Here is a 14,144-nt window from a genome sequence, read left to right on the forward strand (position 1 = left end):
TCCGCGAGCGGTCCGGCTCAGTCCTCGGAGGCCGCGCTCGGCAGCTTCGCCTGGATCAGGTCCATGACCGAGGAGTCGGTGAGCGTCGAGACGTCCCCGAGGTCGCGGTTCTCGGCGACGTCACGCAGCAGCCGCCGCATGATCTTGCCGGAGCGGGTCTTGGGCAGCTCCGCCACCGGCAGGATCCGCTTGGGCTTGGCGATCGGGCCGAGCTGCTGGGCGACATGGGCGCGCAGCTCCTCGACCAGTCCCTCGTCCTCCGCCGCGCTGCCGCGCAGGATGACGAAGGCGCAGATGGCCTGGGTGGTCTGCGGGTCGGTGGCGCCGACGACCGCGGCCTCGGCCACCTTCGGGTGCGAGACCAGCGCGGACTCGACCTCGGTGGTGGAGATGTTGTGGCCGGAGACCAGCATCACGTCGTCGACCCGGCCGAGCAGCCAGATGTCGCCGTCCTCGTCCTTCTTCGCGCCGTCGCCGGCGAAGTACTTGCCCTCGAAGCGGGACCAGTACGTGTCGAGGTAGCGCTGGTCGTCGCCCCAGATCGTGCGCAGCATCGACGGCCACGGCTCGGTCAGGACGAGGTAGCCACCGGCGCCGTCGGGGACCTCGTTGGCGTCGTCGTCCACGACGGTCGCCGAGATGCCGGGCAGCGGCAGCTGTGCGGAGCCGGGCTTGGTGGCCGTGACGCCCGGCAGCGGGCTGAGCATCATCGCGCCGGTCTCGGTCTGCCACCAGGTGTCGACGATCGGTGCCGAGTCCGCGCCGATGTGCTTGCGGTACCAGATCCACGCCTCGGGGTTGATCGGCTCGCCGACCGAACCCAGAACGCGCAGCGACGACAGGTCGAACTTCGCCGGGATGTCGTCGCCCCACTTCATGCAGGCCCGGATCGCGGTCGGCGCGGTGTAGAGGATCGTCACGCCGTACTTCTGGACGATCTCCCACCAGCGGCCCTGGTGCGGGGTGTCCGGGGTGCCCTCGTAGAGCACCTCGGTCGCGCCGTTGGCGAGCGGGCCGTAGACGATGTACGAGTGGCCCGTCACCCAGCCGACGTCGGCGGTGCACCAGTAGACGTCGGTCTCCGGCTTCAGGTCGAAGACGGCGTGGTGGGTGTACGACACCTGGGTGAGGTAGCCGCCGGTGGTGTGCAGGATGCCCTTGGGCTTACCCGTCGTCCCGGAGGTGTAGAGGATGAACAGCGGGTGCTCGGCGTCGAACGCCTCGGGGGTGTGCGTCTCGCTCTGCCGGTCGACGATGTCGTGCCACCACACGTCGCGGCCCTCGTGCCAGGCGATGTCCTCCTGGCCCGTACGGCGCACCACGAGCACGCTGCGGACGTTCTCCGTGCCGGGCCTGGTCAGGGCCTCGTCGACGGCCGGCTTGAGGGCGGACGGCTTGCCGCGGCGGTAGCCGCCGTCGGCGGTGATCACCACGCGGGCGTCGGCGTCGTTGATCCGGGTCGCCAGCGCGTCCGCGGAGAAGCCGCCGAAGACGACCGAATGCGGCGCGCCCAGGCGGGCGCAGGCCAGCATGGCGACGACCGTCTCCGGGATCATCGGCAGGTAGATGGCGACCCGGTCGCCGGCCCGCACGCCCAGCTCGGTGAGGGCGTGGGCGGCCTTGGAGACCTCGCGCTGCAGCTCGGCGTAGGTCAGGGAGCGGCTGTCGCCCGGCTCGCCCTCGAAGTGAATGGCGACCCGGTCACCCAGGCCGTTCTCCACATGGCGGTCGACGCAGTTGTAGGCGACGTTCAGCTTGCCGTCGGCGAACCACTTCGCGAAGGGCGGGTTGGACCAGTCGAGGGTCTGGGTGGGCTCGGTCTCCCAGGACAGGCGACGGGCCTGCTCGGCCCAGAAGCCCAGCCGGTCCGCCGCGCCCTGTTCGTACGCGGCAGCCGTGACGTTGGCGTGCGCGGCCAGCTCGGCGGGTGGTGCGAACCGCCGTTCCTCTTTGAGCAGGTTGGCCAGGCTTTCGTTGCTCACGACTTCTCCCAATCACAGGGGTGTCCGATGTGTCCCAGGCCATAGCTCATCAGCCCGCACCGGCCCCTGACAAGGGCTGTGGACAAAAAATGGTGTAGACCTGTTGACGGCCAGTCGATTCCGTGCTGACGAGTGGGCTGCCGCGCAGGTCAGGCCCTGACCGGGGACGCCTCGCCGCGGACCGCGCGGAACCGCCCGGTGGCCTCGTCGAGCACATACGCCTGGGCCTCGCCGACATGGAAGTACATCCCGTGCAGGGTGAGTGCTCCCTCCGCCACCCGGCGCGCCACGCAGGCGTGCGCCCTGAGGTGGTCGAGCTGCTGCCGGACGTTGACGAGCGCCAGCCGCTCCTGATCGTCGCTCACCGGACGGCCGCACAGCGCGACTTCGCCCCGGCCCAGCCGCCCGATGCGCTGCATCCGGGCCAGGCTCGGCAGGCCGTGCCGCAGCCAGCGGGAGAGCGGGGTCGGATCGCCGTCCTCGGGAGCCGCGGCATTCAGCAGGGCTCCCATGGCGCCGCATCCGGAATGCCCGCACACCGTGATCGAGCCGACCTGCAGGACCTCGACCGCGTACTCGATCGCCGCGCCCACGGAGTCGCACGAGGCGTCCGAGCCGGGCGGGGGCATCAGATTGCCGACGTTGCGCACGGTGAACAGGTCGCCCGGGCCGCTGGCAGTGATCATGCTCGTGACCAGCCGGGAGTCGGCGCAGGTCAGGAACAGCTGGGTGGGCCGTTGGCCCTCGCGCGCCAGCCGCGCCAGCTCCTCGCGCACCAGCGGGGCCGTATGGCGCTGGAACGCGCTGATCCCGCCCAGCAGTTGGCTGCCGCTCTCCGGGGCCGGGTCCTGGTCCGGGTCGGGCCGGGTGCACTCGTGGTGGCGCCACGGCGTCCACGGCCGGCAGGAGTGCGGGTCGGCCGACTCGGCGACCGGCCGGGCCGAGCGGCCACCGAGGGTCACCCAGCCGCCGTGCGCCCGATGGGCCGCCGACCAGGACTGCAGCGCCTCGTAGGCGGCGTGGTCCATGAAGGAGCCGCGGAGTTCGATGACGACATCGGTGTGGGCCGGGACCAGCGCCAGCGCCCGGGTCAGCCGCGGCACCGCCAGGAACGTCAACTGGCCGCTGATGCGCACCCGGTAGCCCTCGCCCTCCTTCGTGACGGTGACGCGCGTGTGGGTCAGCCGGCGCAGTGCGAGGAAGGCCGCGACGGCGATGCCGGTCAGCACGCCCTGGAGGACGCCGAGCAGGACCACACCGCCCAACGTGGCGGCGTAGACCGGGAATTCGCGGTGCCGCTGTACGTGCCGGATGTGCGCGAAGCTCACCATCCGTACGCCGACCACCATCACCAGGGCGGCCAGTGCGGCGAGCGGGATGAGCTCCAGGGCGGCCGCCGTCAGGCCGGCGCACAGCAGCACCCACACGCCGTGCAGCACGGTGGCGCGGCGGGTGGCGGCGCCGGCCCGTACGTTGGCCGAGCCGCGGATCGCGCCGCCGGAGACGGGCAGGCCGCCCAGCAGGCCGGAGACGGTGTTGGCCGCTCCCTGGGCGGCGAGTTCGCGGTTGAGCCGGAGGCCGCCGGCGGGGGCCTCGGACCGCTCGGCGGCGAGCCGGTCCACGGCCACGGCGGACAGCAGCGACTCCATACTGGCGACGAAGGTGACGGTCAGCACCGCGGCGGCCAGGGCCGGGACGGACGCCTCCGGCAGCGTCGGGAGCGCGGGCACCTGCCAGGACGGCAGCGCCACGCGCGGCACCGCCGATCCCGCGCCGACCGCCGTGGCGGCGGCCACCGCGACCAGCGGCGCCGGCAGCGCCCGGGCCCACCGTCCGGCGCGGCCCGGCAGCCGCCCCCAGCCGGCGAGTACGGCCACGGTGACGGCGCCGATCAGCAGCGCGGTGGTGTGCGGATGCACCAGCTGGCCGGGGAGGGCGGCGATGTTGTCGAGCGCCGAACTGTCGGGCCGGCCGCCGAGCACCACATGGAGCTGCCCGATGGCGATGGTGGCGCCGATGCCGGCCAGCATGCCGTGCACGATCGCCGGGCTGACGGCCAGCGTGGCCCGGGCCACCCGCAGGGCGCCCAGGGCGAGTTGGGTCAGGCCGGCCAGGACCGTGATGGCGCAGGTGGCCCGCCAGCCGTAGCGCTGGACGAGGTCGGTGGTGACCACCAGGAGGCCGGTGGCGGCGCCGCTCACCTGGAGGGGCGCGCCGCCGAGCAGACCGGCGACGATGCCGCCGACGACCGCGGCGATCAGTCCGGCCTGGAGCGGGGCCCCGGTGGCCAGCGCGACGCCGAGCGACAGCGGGACGGCGAGCAGGAACACGACGGCCGAGGCGGAGAGGTCCCGGAGCCAGGCGGCCCGGCCGGCCCGCTTCGTCCGGGGTTCGGCGGGCTGGGGGCCGGGCTCGGGAGGGATGTCTGCTCGGTGGGAGCGGGGCGGCTGCGGCGGCGACTTCTCGATCTGCGACATTCCCGTCTCCTCCGGGGCGACGCGGTCGCGCGGGGCGCGATCGTGGGCGGCGGTGTACTGCGGCGGGTCGCGAGCCGGCCGGTGGGCGTCGTGGTGGGTGACGGTCCGGTGACTCTCAAGCGGCGGTAAGCGAAGCGTAATGACGTGTAAAGGTCCGGAGAAGGCTTTGCGGGCATTCGCCCCAATTCACCCCTCTATCGGGTGAAGATCCTGGCTCCGGCGTTGCCGCGGTGGGTAAACGGGGCGGCCGGCCCGGTGGGCCCGGCGCGAGCCGTGCGACGACTCGCGCCGTACGGCGATCAGGCCGGCTGCGGGGCGGCCGTCCCCTCGGAGAGGACGAACGCCGGGTCGACCTGGGCCGCGAGATCGACGCCCGTCTTGGCGTTGCCCCAGCTCTCCGCGTTCTTCAGGTGGAAGTGCACCATCTGGCGCGTGTAGCGCTCCCAGTCGCGGCGCCCGTAGGAGGCGTCGGCCGCGTCGTGCAGCGTCTCCAGGGCGCGGCGGTTGGCCTGCTCCAGATAGGTGAAGCGGGTCGGGCGGCCCTTCTCCATGGCGCGCACCCATTCCGACTGGCCGACCGTCACCAGCAGGTCGTCGCCCGCCGCGTCGCGCAGGAAAGCCAGGTCGTCCGGACTCTGCACCTTGTTGCCCACCACCTTGAGGGGGACCCCGAAATCCCGGGCGTACTCCTTGTACTGGCGGTAGACCGCGACGCCCTTACGGGTCGGCTCGGCGACCAGGAAGGTCATGTCGAAGCGGGTGAACATCCCGGAGGCGAAGGAGTCGGAACCGGCCGTCATGTCGACCACGACGTACTCCTCGCGGCCGTCAACGAGGTGGTTCAGGCACAGTTCGACGGCGCCGACCTTGGAGTGGTAACAGGCCACGCCGAGGTCCGACTCGGTGAACGGCCCGGTCGCCATCAGCCGGACCGGGGCGCCGTCCAGTTCCACCGTGCGCGCGCACGCGTCGTAAACCGGATTGTCCTCGCAGACCCGCAGGAGGCGCGACCCCTCACCGGGCGGGGTCGTCTTGATCATGGCCTCGGCGGACGGGATCCGGGGGTTGCTGCCGCGCAAGTAGTCCTTGAGCAGCGGGAGATGGGCGCCCATCGCGGGAAGCGCGGCGGCCTCCGCCTCGTCGAGGCCGAGGGCGGCGCCCAGATGCTGGTTGATGTCGGCGTCCACGGCGATCACGGGGACCCGGGCCGCGGCGAGATGGCGGATGAACAGGGAGGAGAGGGTGGTCTTGCCGCTGCCGCCCTTGCCTACGAAAGCGATCTTCATGTTCACGAAGGGTAATCCGGCTGTTCCGCTGAGTGAGAGCTCTGCGTGAAGAAGACCACTCCTTCGAGGGGTTCGGGCCGACGGTGCGTAGGGTCGTACCCATGGCTGGCAACTCCCCGGGGACCACCCCCGCACCCCCGAAGGCGAGCGATGATCCGCTCGCGACCCTGGCCTCGCTCCCGGGGGTCACCGACTCCGTGGACTCCGTACGCAAGGGCGTCGACCGGGTCTACGGGCACCGGATCATGCGGCGTCGCAGCAACGAGGTCAGTTCCGAGGCGGCGCTGCGCGGAGCGCGCGGTTCCGCGGCCCTGTCGGGCGCCGACTGGGCGCTCGAAGAGGTCAGGCGCCGGACCGACTTCGGCGTCGAGGGTGAGTCGCGGACGGTCGGCGCGGCCCTGCGGCTGACCGCCGAGGCCGGCCAGCTGCTGAGCGTGTGGCGGCAGTCGCCCCTGCGGGTGCTGGCGCGGCTCCACCTCGTGGCGGCCGGCAAGGAGGCGGCGGACGACACGGTGGGGCGGCCCCGGCTCGCCGCGGAGCCGGTGGACGAGCCGCTCATCGAGCTGCCGCTGCCGGACGCCGACGAGGTGGCCGGGCGGCTGGACGGCCTGTCGCGGCTGCTGCTGGCCGGCACGGAGGCGCCGGCCCTGGTGCTCGCCGCGGTGGTGCACGGCGAACTGCTGGCGCTGCGGCCGTTCGCCTCGCACAACGGGCTGGTCGCGCGGGCCGCGGAGCGGATCGTGCTGATCGGCAGCGGACTGGACCCCAAGGCGATCTGCCCCGCCGAGGTGGGGCACGCGGAACTGGGCCGGGCGGCCTACGTGGCGGCCCTGGAGGGCTATGTCTCGGGCACCCCGGAGGGTGTCGCCGGATGGATCGCCCACTGCGGACGCGCGGTGGAGCTCGGCGTACGGGAGAGCACGGCGGTCTGTGAGGCCCTCCAGCGCGGCGCGGCATGAGCGGCGGAGGCGCGGTATCCGGCCGGTGAGGGCGGCGGTATCCGACCCGGTAGCCGGAATTCCGGAACGCATTGCCTGATTTGGCCCGAACACAGGGTTGCGGCGGTACCAATCGGTGGTACCGCCGCTGGCATGTCTGCCCGGTTACCAGTGCGTGCTCGAATATTGCCCATCAGGTCGGAATCTTCGTCCGGTTACCTGGTGCGGCTGGCCCGTAATCGACGGGTCGGCGTCGCGTGGGTGCCCAGCATTCATGCATCGGTCCGTGGGCCACTTTGCTGCGTTAAAGGTGTTCCTCTCGGATGTCCTTGGTCTCGCGGGCCGTTAAGTCCTTTGTACTCCTCGTGCCGGGCAAGCGGAACCCCGGGCCGCAGATCTTTACGTTTGGCTTCAAACGCGGTCGATACGGGCGGCGCGGCCGGTCCGGCCAATACGAGCCAGGCGCGGCTCAGCGGTTTTCCGCCGGCTCGCGTACCAGACCAGGGTGGCGGTGGCGGCCGCCGCGCTCACCGCGGCCATGGCGGCGAGCGCCGGCCGGGACGGCATGGACAGCACCGGCAGCCGCTGCTTGAGCGGGACCGGGCGGTTGAAGGAGAGGATCGGCCAGCCCCGGGCGACGGCCTCGCGACGCAGTGCGCGGTCCGGATTGACCGCGCACGGATGCCCCACGGCCGACAGCATCGGGACGTCGGTTGCCGAATCGCTGTACGCATAACAGCGTTCCAGGTCATAGCCCTCCGACTCGGCGAGCTCCCGGACGGCCTCCGCCTTGGTGGGGCCGTAGGCGTAATACTCCACCTCTCCGGTGAATCGGCCGTCCTCGCCGACGACCATACGGGTGGCCACGACCCGGTCGGCACCGAGAAGTTCCCCGATCGGTTCGACGACCTCGGCACCCGAGGTGGAGACAATGACGACATCGCGCCCGGCGGCGTGATGTTCCTCGATGAGTGAGGCCGCCTCGTCGTAAATGATCGGGTCGATCAGATCGTGCAGTGTCTCGGCGACGATCTCCCGCACCTGGGACACGTCCCAGCCGCGGCACAAGGAGGAGAGATATTCCCGCATCCGCTCCATCTGATCGTGGTCGGCACCGCCCGCGAGGAACACGAACTGGGCATACGCAGTGCGCAGTACGGCCCGCCGATTGATCAGGCCGCCTTGGTAGAACGACTTGCTGAAGGTCAGCGTGCTCGACTTAGCAATGACGGTCTTGTCCAAGTCGAAGAACGCGGCAGTACGGGGCGTCGAGTGAGGCACGGAGTGGTTTTCCACGGGGTGAGCATAGGCGGCCCACCATTCGGCGTAAGGTCTGGCGCGTGGGTTTGCCTGAGAAGGCTCTCGGGTACACCATGGAAGTCACGGATCGTTCGCGACCGTGCTAACCCGGTCCGGCTCCTCCCCCCCCGAGTCGGCCGTGGGGACGACCCCCGCTCTCCCCCCCGGCGGGGGTCGTCGCATGTCCGGGGGCCTTTTTCGCCGTGAGGCACCGATCCGCCCGCCTTTGCGCCCGCTCGGGGCCTGCCTTCACGACGCCTCCCTCCCCTTACGCACCGTAGTCAACTTGCTGCTCTGAGGAAGGCCCCGACGGGTCGCTCCCTCGTGCCCCCGGAGCGCCTCGCGGGGCCCTCTTGTGTCACGGAAGTGGCCGCCGGTCGCTGGAATAGGTGACGGGGATATTCACAGGCGCGGAGTTGTCCACAGATTTGGACCAAGATCCACTCGGATTTCCCGATCCCTGCATCGTAAAAGTCCGCGAGTTCGCGGAGTGCGAGTCGCGTAGCGATAGGGGACGGGACATGGCTGGAACCACGCGATCGGAAGGGCCGGCCCGGGCCGGCGAAGAGTGGGGCGGCCCGCTGATCATCACCGAGGACGAACGGCTCCTCGACGATCTGCTGCGGCTGTGTGCCGCGGCCGGCGCGCTGCCCGAAGTGGCGCACGGCCTGCCGGCCCGCAAAGGGGGCTGGGAAGCGGCACCCCTGGTCGTCGTCGGGGCCGACTGCGCGGGCCGGTTACGCGGTGCCGGACGCCGCCCGGGCGTGATCCTCGCGGCGCGCGGCACCGACGACCAGGAGACCTGGCGGCGGGCCGTCGCCCTGGGCGCCGAGCGGGTCCTCGGCCTTCCCGACGGGGAGCGCTGGCTGGTCGACCGGATCGCCGACGCGGTCGAGGGCGACGGGCCGCCGGCCCTCACGGTCGGCGTCATCGGCGGCCGCGGGGGCGCCGGGGCGAGCACCCTGGCCGCCGCGCTGGCCGTCACCGCCGCGCGGACCGGGCGGCGCACGATGCTCGTCGACGGCGATCCGCTGGGCGGTGGGCTGGACGTCCTGCTGGGCGGGGAGAAGGAGAAGGGGCTGCGCTGGCCGGCCTTCGCCGAGTCGCGCGGCCGGGTGGCCTGCGGCGCCCTTGAGGAGTCCCTGCCCCGGCTGCACTCCCTACGGGTCCTCAGCTGGGACCGCGGCATCGAGGTCGCCATTCCGCCGCCGGCCATGCGTGCGGTCGTCTCCGCGGCGCGCCGGCGCGGCGGGGTCGTGGTGGTGGACCTGCCGCGCCGCGCCGACGAGGCGACGGCGGAGGCGCTGTCCCAGGTGGACGTCGGGCTGCTGCTGGTTCCCACGGAGCTGCGGGCGGTGGCGGCGGCCCAACGGGTGGCCGCCGGGGTGCAGCCCCTGCTCGGCGATCTGCGGCTGGTGGCGCGCGGAACCCCCGACCGCCATGGACACGGCCTGCCCCCGGCCGAGATCGCCCGCCTCATGGATCTTCCGCTGGCCGGTGAACTCCCGTGGGAACTGGGCCTGTTCGCAGACCTGGCGCGCGGTCTGCCGCCGGGCTCCCAGGCGCGCGGTCCGCTCGCGCGCTTCTGCGGGGAGTTCTGGTCCCGGGCGACGGCGGGCCGGGACGGCGGCGCGCTTCCGGGAGCGGACCGGAAGGGGGCGCCCGGCGGCGCGGATCCGGCGGCCGCGGGCCCGGACGGAACGGACGGAGGCCGGCCGTGAAAGATGGTGAGGGCCTGCTGGAGGCGGTGCGGCGACGGCTCGCCGAATCCGGGGCGGAGCCGACCCCGGCCCGGGTGGCGGTGGCGCTGCGCGAGGAGGGGCGGCTGCTGGGGGACACCGAAGTGCTGGGCGTGGTGGGGGCGTTGCGCTCCGAGATGGTGGGCAGCGGACCACTGGAGCCGCTGCTGGCCGCGCCCGACGTGACGGACGTCCTGGTCACCGCGCCGGACGAGGTGTGGGTGGACCGCGGCGGCGGCCTGGAGCGCACGGACGTCCGCTTCCGGGACGGCGCGGAGATCCGCCGGCTGGCCCAGCGGCTGGCGGCGGTGGCCGGCCGGCGGCTGGACGACGCCCGGCCCTGGGTGGACGCCCGGCTGCCGGACGGCACCCGGCTGCACGCCGTCCTGCCCCCGGTGGCGGTCGGCGGGACCTGCCTGTCCTTACGGGTGCTGCGGCCCAGGGCCTTCGCGCTCGCGGAGTTGGTGGCGGCCGGGACGGTCCCGCCCGGCGGCGATCGGCTGCTCCGGGCGGTGCTGGCGGCCCGGCTGTCTTTCCTGATCAGCGGCGGCACGGGCTCCGGAAAGACCACGCTTCTCAGCACGCTGCTCGGTCTGGTCGGCCCGGCCGAGCGGATCGTCCTGGCCGAGGACTCGGCAGAGCTGCGCCCCGACCACCCCCATGTGGTGCGGCTGGAGACCCGGCCCGCCAATCAGGAGGGCGCGGGTCGGGTGACGCTGCGGGACCTCGTACGCCAGGCGCTGCGGATGCGGCCCGACCGGCTGGTGGTGGGCGAGGTGCGGGGTGCGGAGGTCACGGACCTGCTGGCGGCCCTCAACACGGGCCATGAGGGCGGTTCCGGCACGGTCCATGCCAACGCCGCCTGCGACGTCCCCGCGCGCCTGGAGGCTCTCGGCTCGACCGCGGGCCTGGATCGGGCCGCGCTGCACAGCCAGTTGGCGGCCGCGCTCTCCGTCGTCCTCCACCTGGTGCGCGACCGGACCGGCCGCCGCCGGATCGCCGAGGTCCACGTCCTCGAACGCGATCGCGACGGCTGTGTGGTGACCGTCCCGGCGGCCGCCTGGAGCCCGGACGGCTTCCAACGGGCCCCCGGCTGGGACCGGTTGAGCCGCCTGTGCGAGCGCGGCGGGGGCGAGTGGTCATGAACGGCGCCGGGGTGGTGCTGGTGGGCGCGGTGGTCTGTGCGGTGGCCGCGGCCCGGCTGGCGGCCGGGAGGCGGGAGGACGTACGGCGGCGGGCCCGGGCGGTCCTCGGCGGCGATGCGGGCGATCGCACTGCCCAGGGGTGGTCCCGGTGGCTGAGGGGGGAGGTGCGGACGTGGTGCGCGGGGCAGCTGACCGAGGGCGAACGGCGATGGCGCCTCGGGCGCCGGACCGACATCGGACGGGAAGTGTGGTGTCTGCCGGCCGGACTGGCGCTGGGCGTGCTGGGCGGTTCCGTGCTGCCGGTGCTCGCGGCACCGGTGGCCGGCCACCTCGTCCGGCGGTGGCTCGCCGGCCGTCGGGCGGAACGGGCCCGCGAGCGGCGGACCACCGAGGTGATCGGGCTGTGCACGGCGGTGGCGGGGGAGCTGCGGGCCGGCCGGCAGCCGGCCCAGGCGCTGTACGCCGCGGGGGCACCACCGGCGCTGGGCCCGGCGGTCCGGTCGGCGACCGCGGCCGCGCGCTACGGCGGGGACGTGCCCCGCGCGCTACGGGCCGCGGCGCGGCAGCCCGGGGCCGAGGGGCTCACCGCCGTGGCGGCGTGCTGGCAGGTGGCGGTCGAGGGCGGTGCGGGCCTGGCCTCCGGCCTGGAGCGGATCGCGGCCGGACTCCGCGCCCGCCGGGAGCTGCGCGAGGAGCTGCGGGCCCAGTTGGCCGGGCCCCGGACGACCGCACTGATGCTCGCGCTGCTCCCGGTGGGCGGCCTCCTGATGGGCGCCGCATTGGGCGCCGACCCCCTGGGGGTGCTGCTGCACTCCCCGGCCGGCTGGGGCTGCCTGGTGCTCGGTGGGCTCCTGGAGTGGGGCGGGGTGGCGTGGACGGCCCGGATCGTCGCGGAAGCGGAAGGCAGGGGCGGCACGAGCGGCATGGGCGGCATGGAGGGCGTGCGAGGCGCGCCAGAGGCGGACTGCGCGGAAGGCGCGGAGGGCGCGGAACGCACGGAAGGCGTGGAAGGCGCGGAAGTGCCGCACGAGGGCGCGGGCGTACGGAACCTGCGCAGAAGGGACAAGTGGTGAGCGCAGTGGTGGGTGCGGGGATCCGCGTCGCAGACGTTGTCCACAGGGTGGGGATGACGGTGGGCGTCGCGGTGGCTGTCGCGGCGGTGGTGCTGCGCGCGATGGCGACGGGGTGCGGCATGGGGGTGCTGGACGAGGTGCGCCGGCGCCGGGCCGTACGGAGACGGGTGGCGGCCGTCCTGGGCCACGGGCCGGACGGGGACGGCCGCCGTGGGGGCGATGACGGGGCCGGCGGGTCGAGCCGGCTCCCGGTGCGCGGACGGCGCGCAGGTCGCCCTCGTGCGAAGGCCCGGGACCGTCCAGCGGGACCCGGTGGGCCGGCGAGATGGGCCGGGCCCCTGGGAGCGGCGGTCTTCGTGACCCTCCTCATCGGAGGGGCGGCCGGAGTCCTGGCGGGACTCGTCGCGGGTTTCGTGGCGCACCGCAGACTGGCGCGCCACCAGGAGGCGCAGGCCGCACGGTCGGCGGCCGAGGAGGTGCACCGGCAACTGGCGCCGGCCGGCGATCTGTTGGCCGCCTGCCTGGCGGCGGGAGCCGGCCCACGGGAAGCCGCCGAAGCGGTCGGCCGGTCCCTCGACGGGCCGGTGGCCGAACGGCTGCGGCACGTCGCGGCGGAGTTGCGACTGGGCGGCGAACCCGCTGTCGTATGGCGGCGGTTGGCCGCACTGCCCGGCGCCGGGGAACTCGCCCGCTGTATGGAGCGCGCCGGAATATCCGGTGTGCCGGCGGTGGAATCCGCGTCCCGGATCGCCGCTGCTCTGCGCGCCGAACGGGACAGAGCCGCGGCCGCGCGGGCCCGACGGGCCGGCGTGCTGGTCACTCTCCCGCTGGCCGGGTGCTTTCTCCCGGCGTTCCTCCTGCTCGGGGTGGCACCGGTGCTCATCGGACTGGCGGACGGCCTGCTGGGGCGCAACTGACAGCGAGGGCTGACTACGAGAGCTGACGGCGGGGCCTGAGAGCGAGGCCTGACCCGAAGCGGCGACGCGAGACGACGTCGCCAGCCAACGCCAACGCCAACGACCCAACAACGACAACAACAACAACGACTCAACCAACGACCACAGCCAAACAACGACAACGAGAACGACAACGACCCAGACAAACGACCCAGAGAAACGACCCAGACAACGACGACGAACCGGTCGGGAGGCGGCCGGGGAACGGGGGTTGGCATGTTCCGGCGATGGAGGAAGCGGCTGCGCGGGAGGGCTGCCGACGACCGCGGGATGGCGACGGCCGAGTACGCGATCGTCACGCTCGCGGCGTGTGCGCTGGCCGTGGTGTTCTACCGGCTCATCACGAGCGGCACCGTGCGTGCGGCGCTGCGGTCATTGATCGAGCAGGCGCTCCATGCGCCGTCGTAACGGTGGAAGGACGCTCCGCGGGGCCCGCGCGGCCCCGCGGAGGGCGCGCGACGCCGGCTCCGTGACCGCGGAGACGGCTCTGGTGCTGCCGGTGCTGGTGGTGGTCGTGGCGGTCCTCATCTGGGGGCTGATGGCTGCCTGCGCCCGCATCGAGTGCGTGGACGCGGCGCGGGCCGGGGCCCGGGCGGCGGCGCGGTCGGAACCGCGGGCGGCGGTGCTGGCGGCCGCGCGGCGCGTGGCGCCCCGGGGCGCGCGGGTGGCGCTGGCCCGGGAGGGCGATCTGGTGCGGGTGCGGGTCGAGGCCGCACTGCCCGGTGTCGGGGAGCTGACGGTACGCGTCGGAGGGGAGGCGGTGGCTCTTGCGGAGGAAACGGTGGGGCGATGAGGGCTCGGCGACGGTCTGCACGGTCTTCGCCGCCGCGGCACTGTGCGCGGTCTTCCTGGCCCTGATGGGACTGGGCCAGGCCGTCACGGCGCGCCACCGGGCGGGAGGCGCCGCCGACCTGGCCGCCCTGGCCGCGGCGGATCGCGCCGTACGGGGCCCGGCCGCTGCCTGCGCGGCCGCTGGCCGGGTGGCGGCTGCGCAGCACACACGGCTGGTGCGCTGCGCGGTCTCCGGCCCGATCGCGGACGTCTCGGTGGAAGCAGGCAGCGGTCCCTTCACCGCCCAGTCACGGGCCCGCGCCGGCCCGACGGCCCAAGGGACGCCCACTGCCCGTACAGCGGCGCCAGGGCCCCCTGCCCATACAGCGGCTCAAGGGACGCCCACTGCCCGTACAGCGGCGCCAGGGCCCCCTGCCCGCACAGTGGCCCAAGGGACGCCCCCTGCCCGTACAGCGGT

Annotated in this window: 11 protein-coding genes and 1 pseudogene; 8 read left to right on the plus strand and 4 right to left on the minus strand. The window is 73.6% G+C overall.

The features are described 5' to 3' along the window. Positions 1-17: 17 nt before the first annotated feature. The 3 genes from acs to V2J85_RS24660 form a co-directional block, all read right to left on the minus strand. Positions 18-1,982, minus strand: a complete 1,965-nt coding sequence (gene acs / locus V2J85_RS24650; RefSeq protein WP_330822747.1) for an acetate--CoA ligase — start codon at positions 1,980-1,982, stop codon at positions 18-20. A gap of 149 nt (positions 1,983-2,131) precedes the next feature. Then, positions 2,132-4,459, minus strand: a complete 2,328-nt coding sequence (locus tag V2J85_RS24655) for a SulP family inorganic anion transporter (RefSeq protein WP_330822748.1) — start codon at positions 4,457-4,459, stop codon at positions 2,132-2,134. A gap of 299 nt (positions 4,460-4,758) precedes the next feature. Continuing rightward, positions 4,759-5,745 (minus strand): ATP-binding protein, encoded by a 987-nt coding sequence (locus tag V2J85_RS24660; RefSeq protein ID WP_261956485.1) that lies wholly within the window; start codon positions 5,743-5,745, stop codon positions 4,759-4,761. A gap of 101 nt (positions 5,746-5,846) precedes the next feature. On the opposite strand from V2J85_RS24660, the gene V2J85_RS24665 reads away from it, so the two are divergent. Next, positions 5,847-6,704 (plus strand): Fic family protein, encoded by an 858-nt coding sequence (locus V2J85_RS24665; protein WP_330822749.1) that lies wholly within the window; start codon positions 5,847-5,849, stop codon positions 6,702-6,704. Positions 6,705-7,094: 390 nt separating this feature from the next. On the opposite strand, the gene V2J85_RS24670 is transcribed toward V2J85_RS24665, so the two are convergent. Beyond that, positions 7,095-7,979: an HAD family hydrolase gene (locus tag V2J85_RS24670; protein WP_261956483.1), complete on the minus strand. Its 885-nt coding sequence runs from the start codon at positions 7,977-7,979 to the stop codon at positions 7,095-7,097. A gap of 524 nt (positions 7,980-8,503) precedes the next feature. On the opposite strand from V2J85_RS24670, the gene ssd reads away from it, so the two are divergent. From ssd to V2J85_RS24705, 7 genes and pseudogenes are all read left to right on the plus strand, one after another. Next, positions 8,504-9,703, plus strand: a complete 1,200-nt coding sequence (ssd, locus tag V2J85_RS24675; protein ID WP_330822750.1) for a septum site-determining protein Ssd — start codon at positions 8,504-8,506, stop codon at positions 9,701-9,703. Between the two features lie 14 nt (positions 9,704-9,717). Then, complete coding sequence (locus V2J85_RS24680) at positions 9,718-10,866, plus strand: TadA family conjugal transfer-associated ATPase (RefSeq protein ID WP_330822779.1); 1,149 nt, start codon at positions 9,718-9,720, stop codon at positions 10,864-10,866. Next, positions 10,863-11,939: a type II secretion system F family protein gene (locus tag V2J85_RS24685; RefSeq protein ID WP_330822751.1), complete on the plus strand. Its 1,077-nt coding sequence runs from the start codon at positions 10,863-10,865 to the stop codon at positions 11,937-11,939. Before V2J85_RS24680 ends, V2J85_RS24685 begins: the two co-directional genes overlap by 4 nt. A 356-nt stretch (positions 11,940-12,295) precedes the next feature. Next, positions 12,296-12,856 (plus strand): type II secretion system F family protein, encoded by a 561-nt coding sequence (locus V2J85_RS24690; RefSeq protein WP_315975461.1) that lies wholly within the window; start codon positions 12,296-12,298, stop codon positions 12,854-12,856. 255 nt (positions 12,857-13,111) lie between these two features. After that, positions 13,112-13,303 (plus strand): DUF4244 domain-containing protein, encoded by a 192-nt coding sequence (locus V2J85_RS24695; RefSeq protein WP_261956479.1) that lies wholly within the window; start codon positions 13,112-13,114, stop codon positions 13,301-13,303. Continuing rightward, positions 13,290-13,688, plus strand: a complete 399-nt coding sequence (locus V2J85_RS24700) for a TadE family type IV pilus minor pilin (protein ID WP_330822752.1) — start codon at positions 13,290-13,292, stop codon at positions 13,686-13,688. Before V2J85_RS24695 ends, V2J85_RS24700 begins: the two co-directional genes overlap by 14 nt. Beyond that, positions 13,663-13,935: pseudogene (locus V2J85_RS24705) on the plus strand (Rv3654c family TadE-like protein); the annotation flags it as partial. The gene V2J85_RS24700 and the pseudogene V2J85_RS24705, both read left to right, overlap by 26 nt. Positions 13,936-14,144: the final 209 nt, after the last annotated feature.

This window comes from Streptomyces bugieae, from assembly GCF_036352915.1.
GTDB lineage: Bacteria > Actinomycetota > Actinomycetes > Streptomycetales > Streptomycetaceae > Streptomyces > Streptomyces endophytica.

Excerpts from the sequence above, each read along its gene's own strand:
- ssd (WP_330822750.1), top strand. The coding sequence starts at position 8,504 with ATGGCTGGAACCACGCGATCGGAAGGGCCGGCCCGGGCCGGCGAAGAG.
- V2J85_RS24655 (WP_330822748.1), bottom strand. The coding sequence starts at position 4,459 with ATGTCGCAGATCGAGAAGTCGCCGCCGCAGCCGCCCCGCTCCCACCGA.
- V2J85_RS24700 (WP_330822752.1), top strand. The coding sequence starts at position 13,290 with ATGCGCCGTCGTAACGGTGGAAGGACGCTCCGCGGGGCCCGCGCGGCC.
- V2J85_RS24685 (WP_330822751.1), top strand. The coding sequence starts at position 10,863 with ATGAACGGCGCCGGGGTGGTGCTGGTGGGCGCGGTGGTCTGTGCGGTG.
- V2J85_RS24665 (WP_330822749.1), top strand. The coding sequence starts at position 5,847 with ATGGCTGGCAACTCCCCGGGGACCACCCCCGCACCCCCGAAGGCGAGC.
- V2J85_RS24660 (WP_261956485.1), bottom strand. The coding sequence starts at position 5,745 with ATGAAGATCGCTTTCGTAGGCAAGGGCGGCAGCGGCAAGACCACCCTC.
- V2J85_RS24695 (WP_261956479.1), top strand. The coding sequence starts at position 13,112 with ATGTTCCGGCGATGGAGGAAGCGGCTGCGCGGGAGGGCTGCCGACGAC.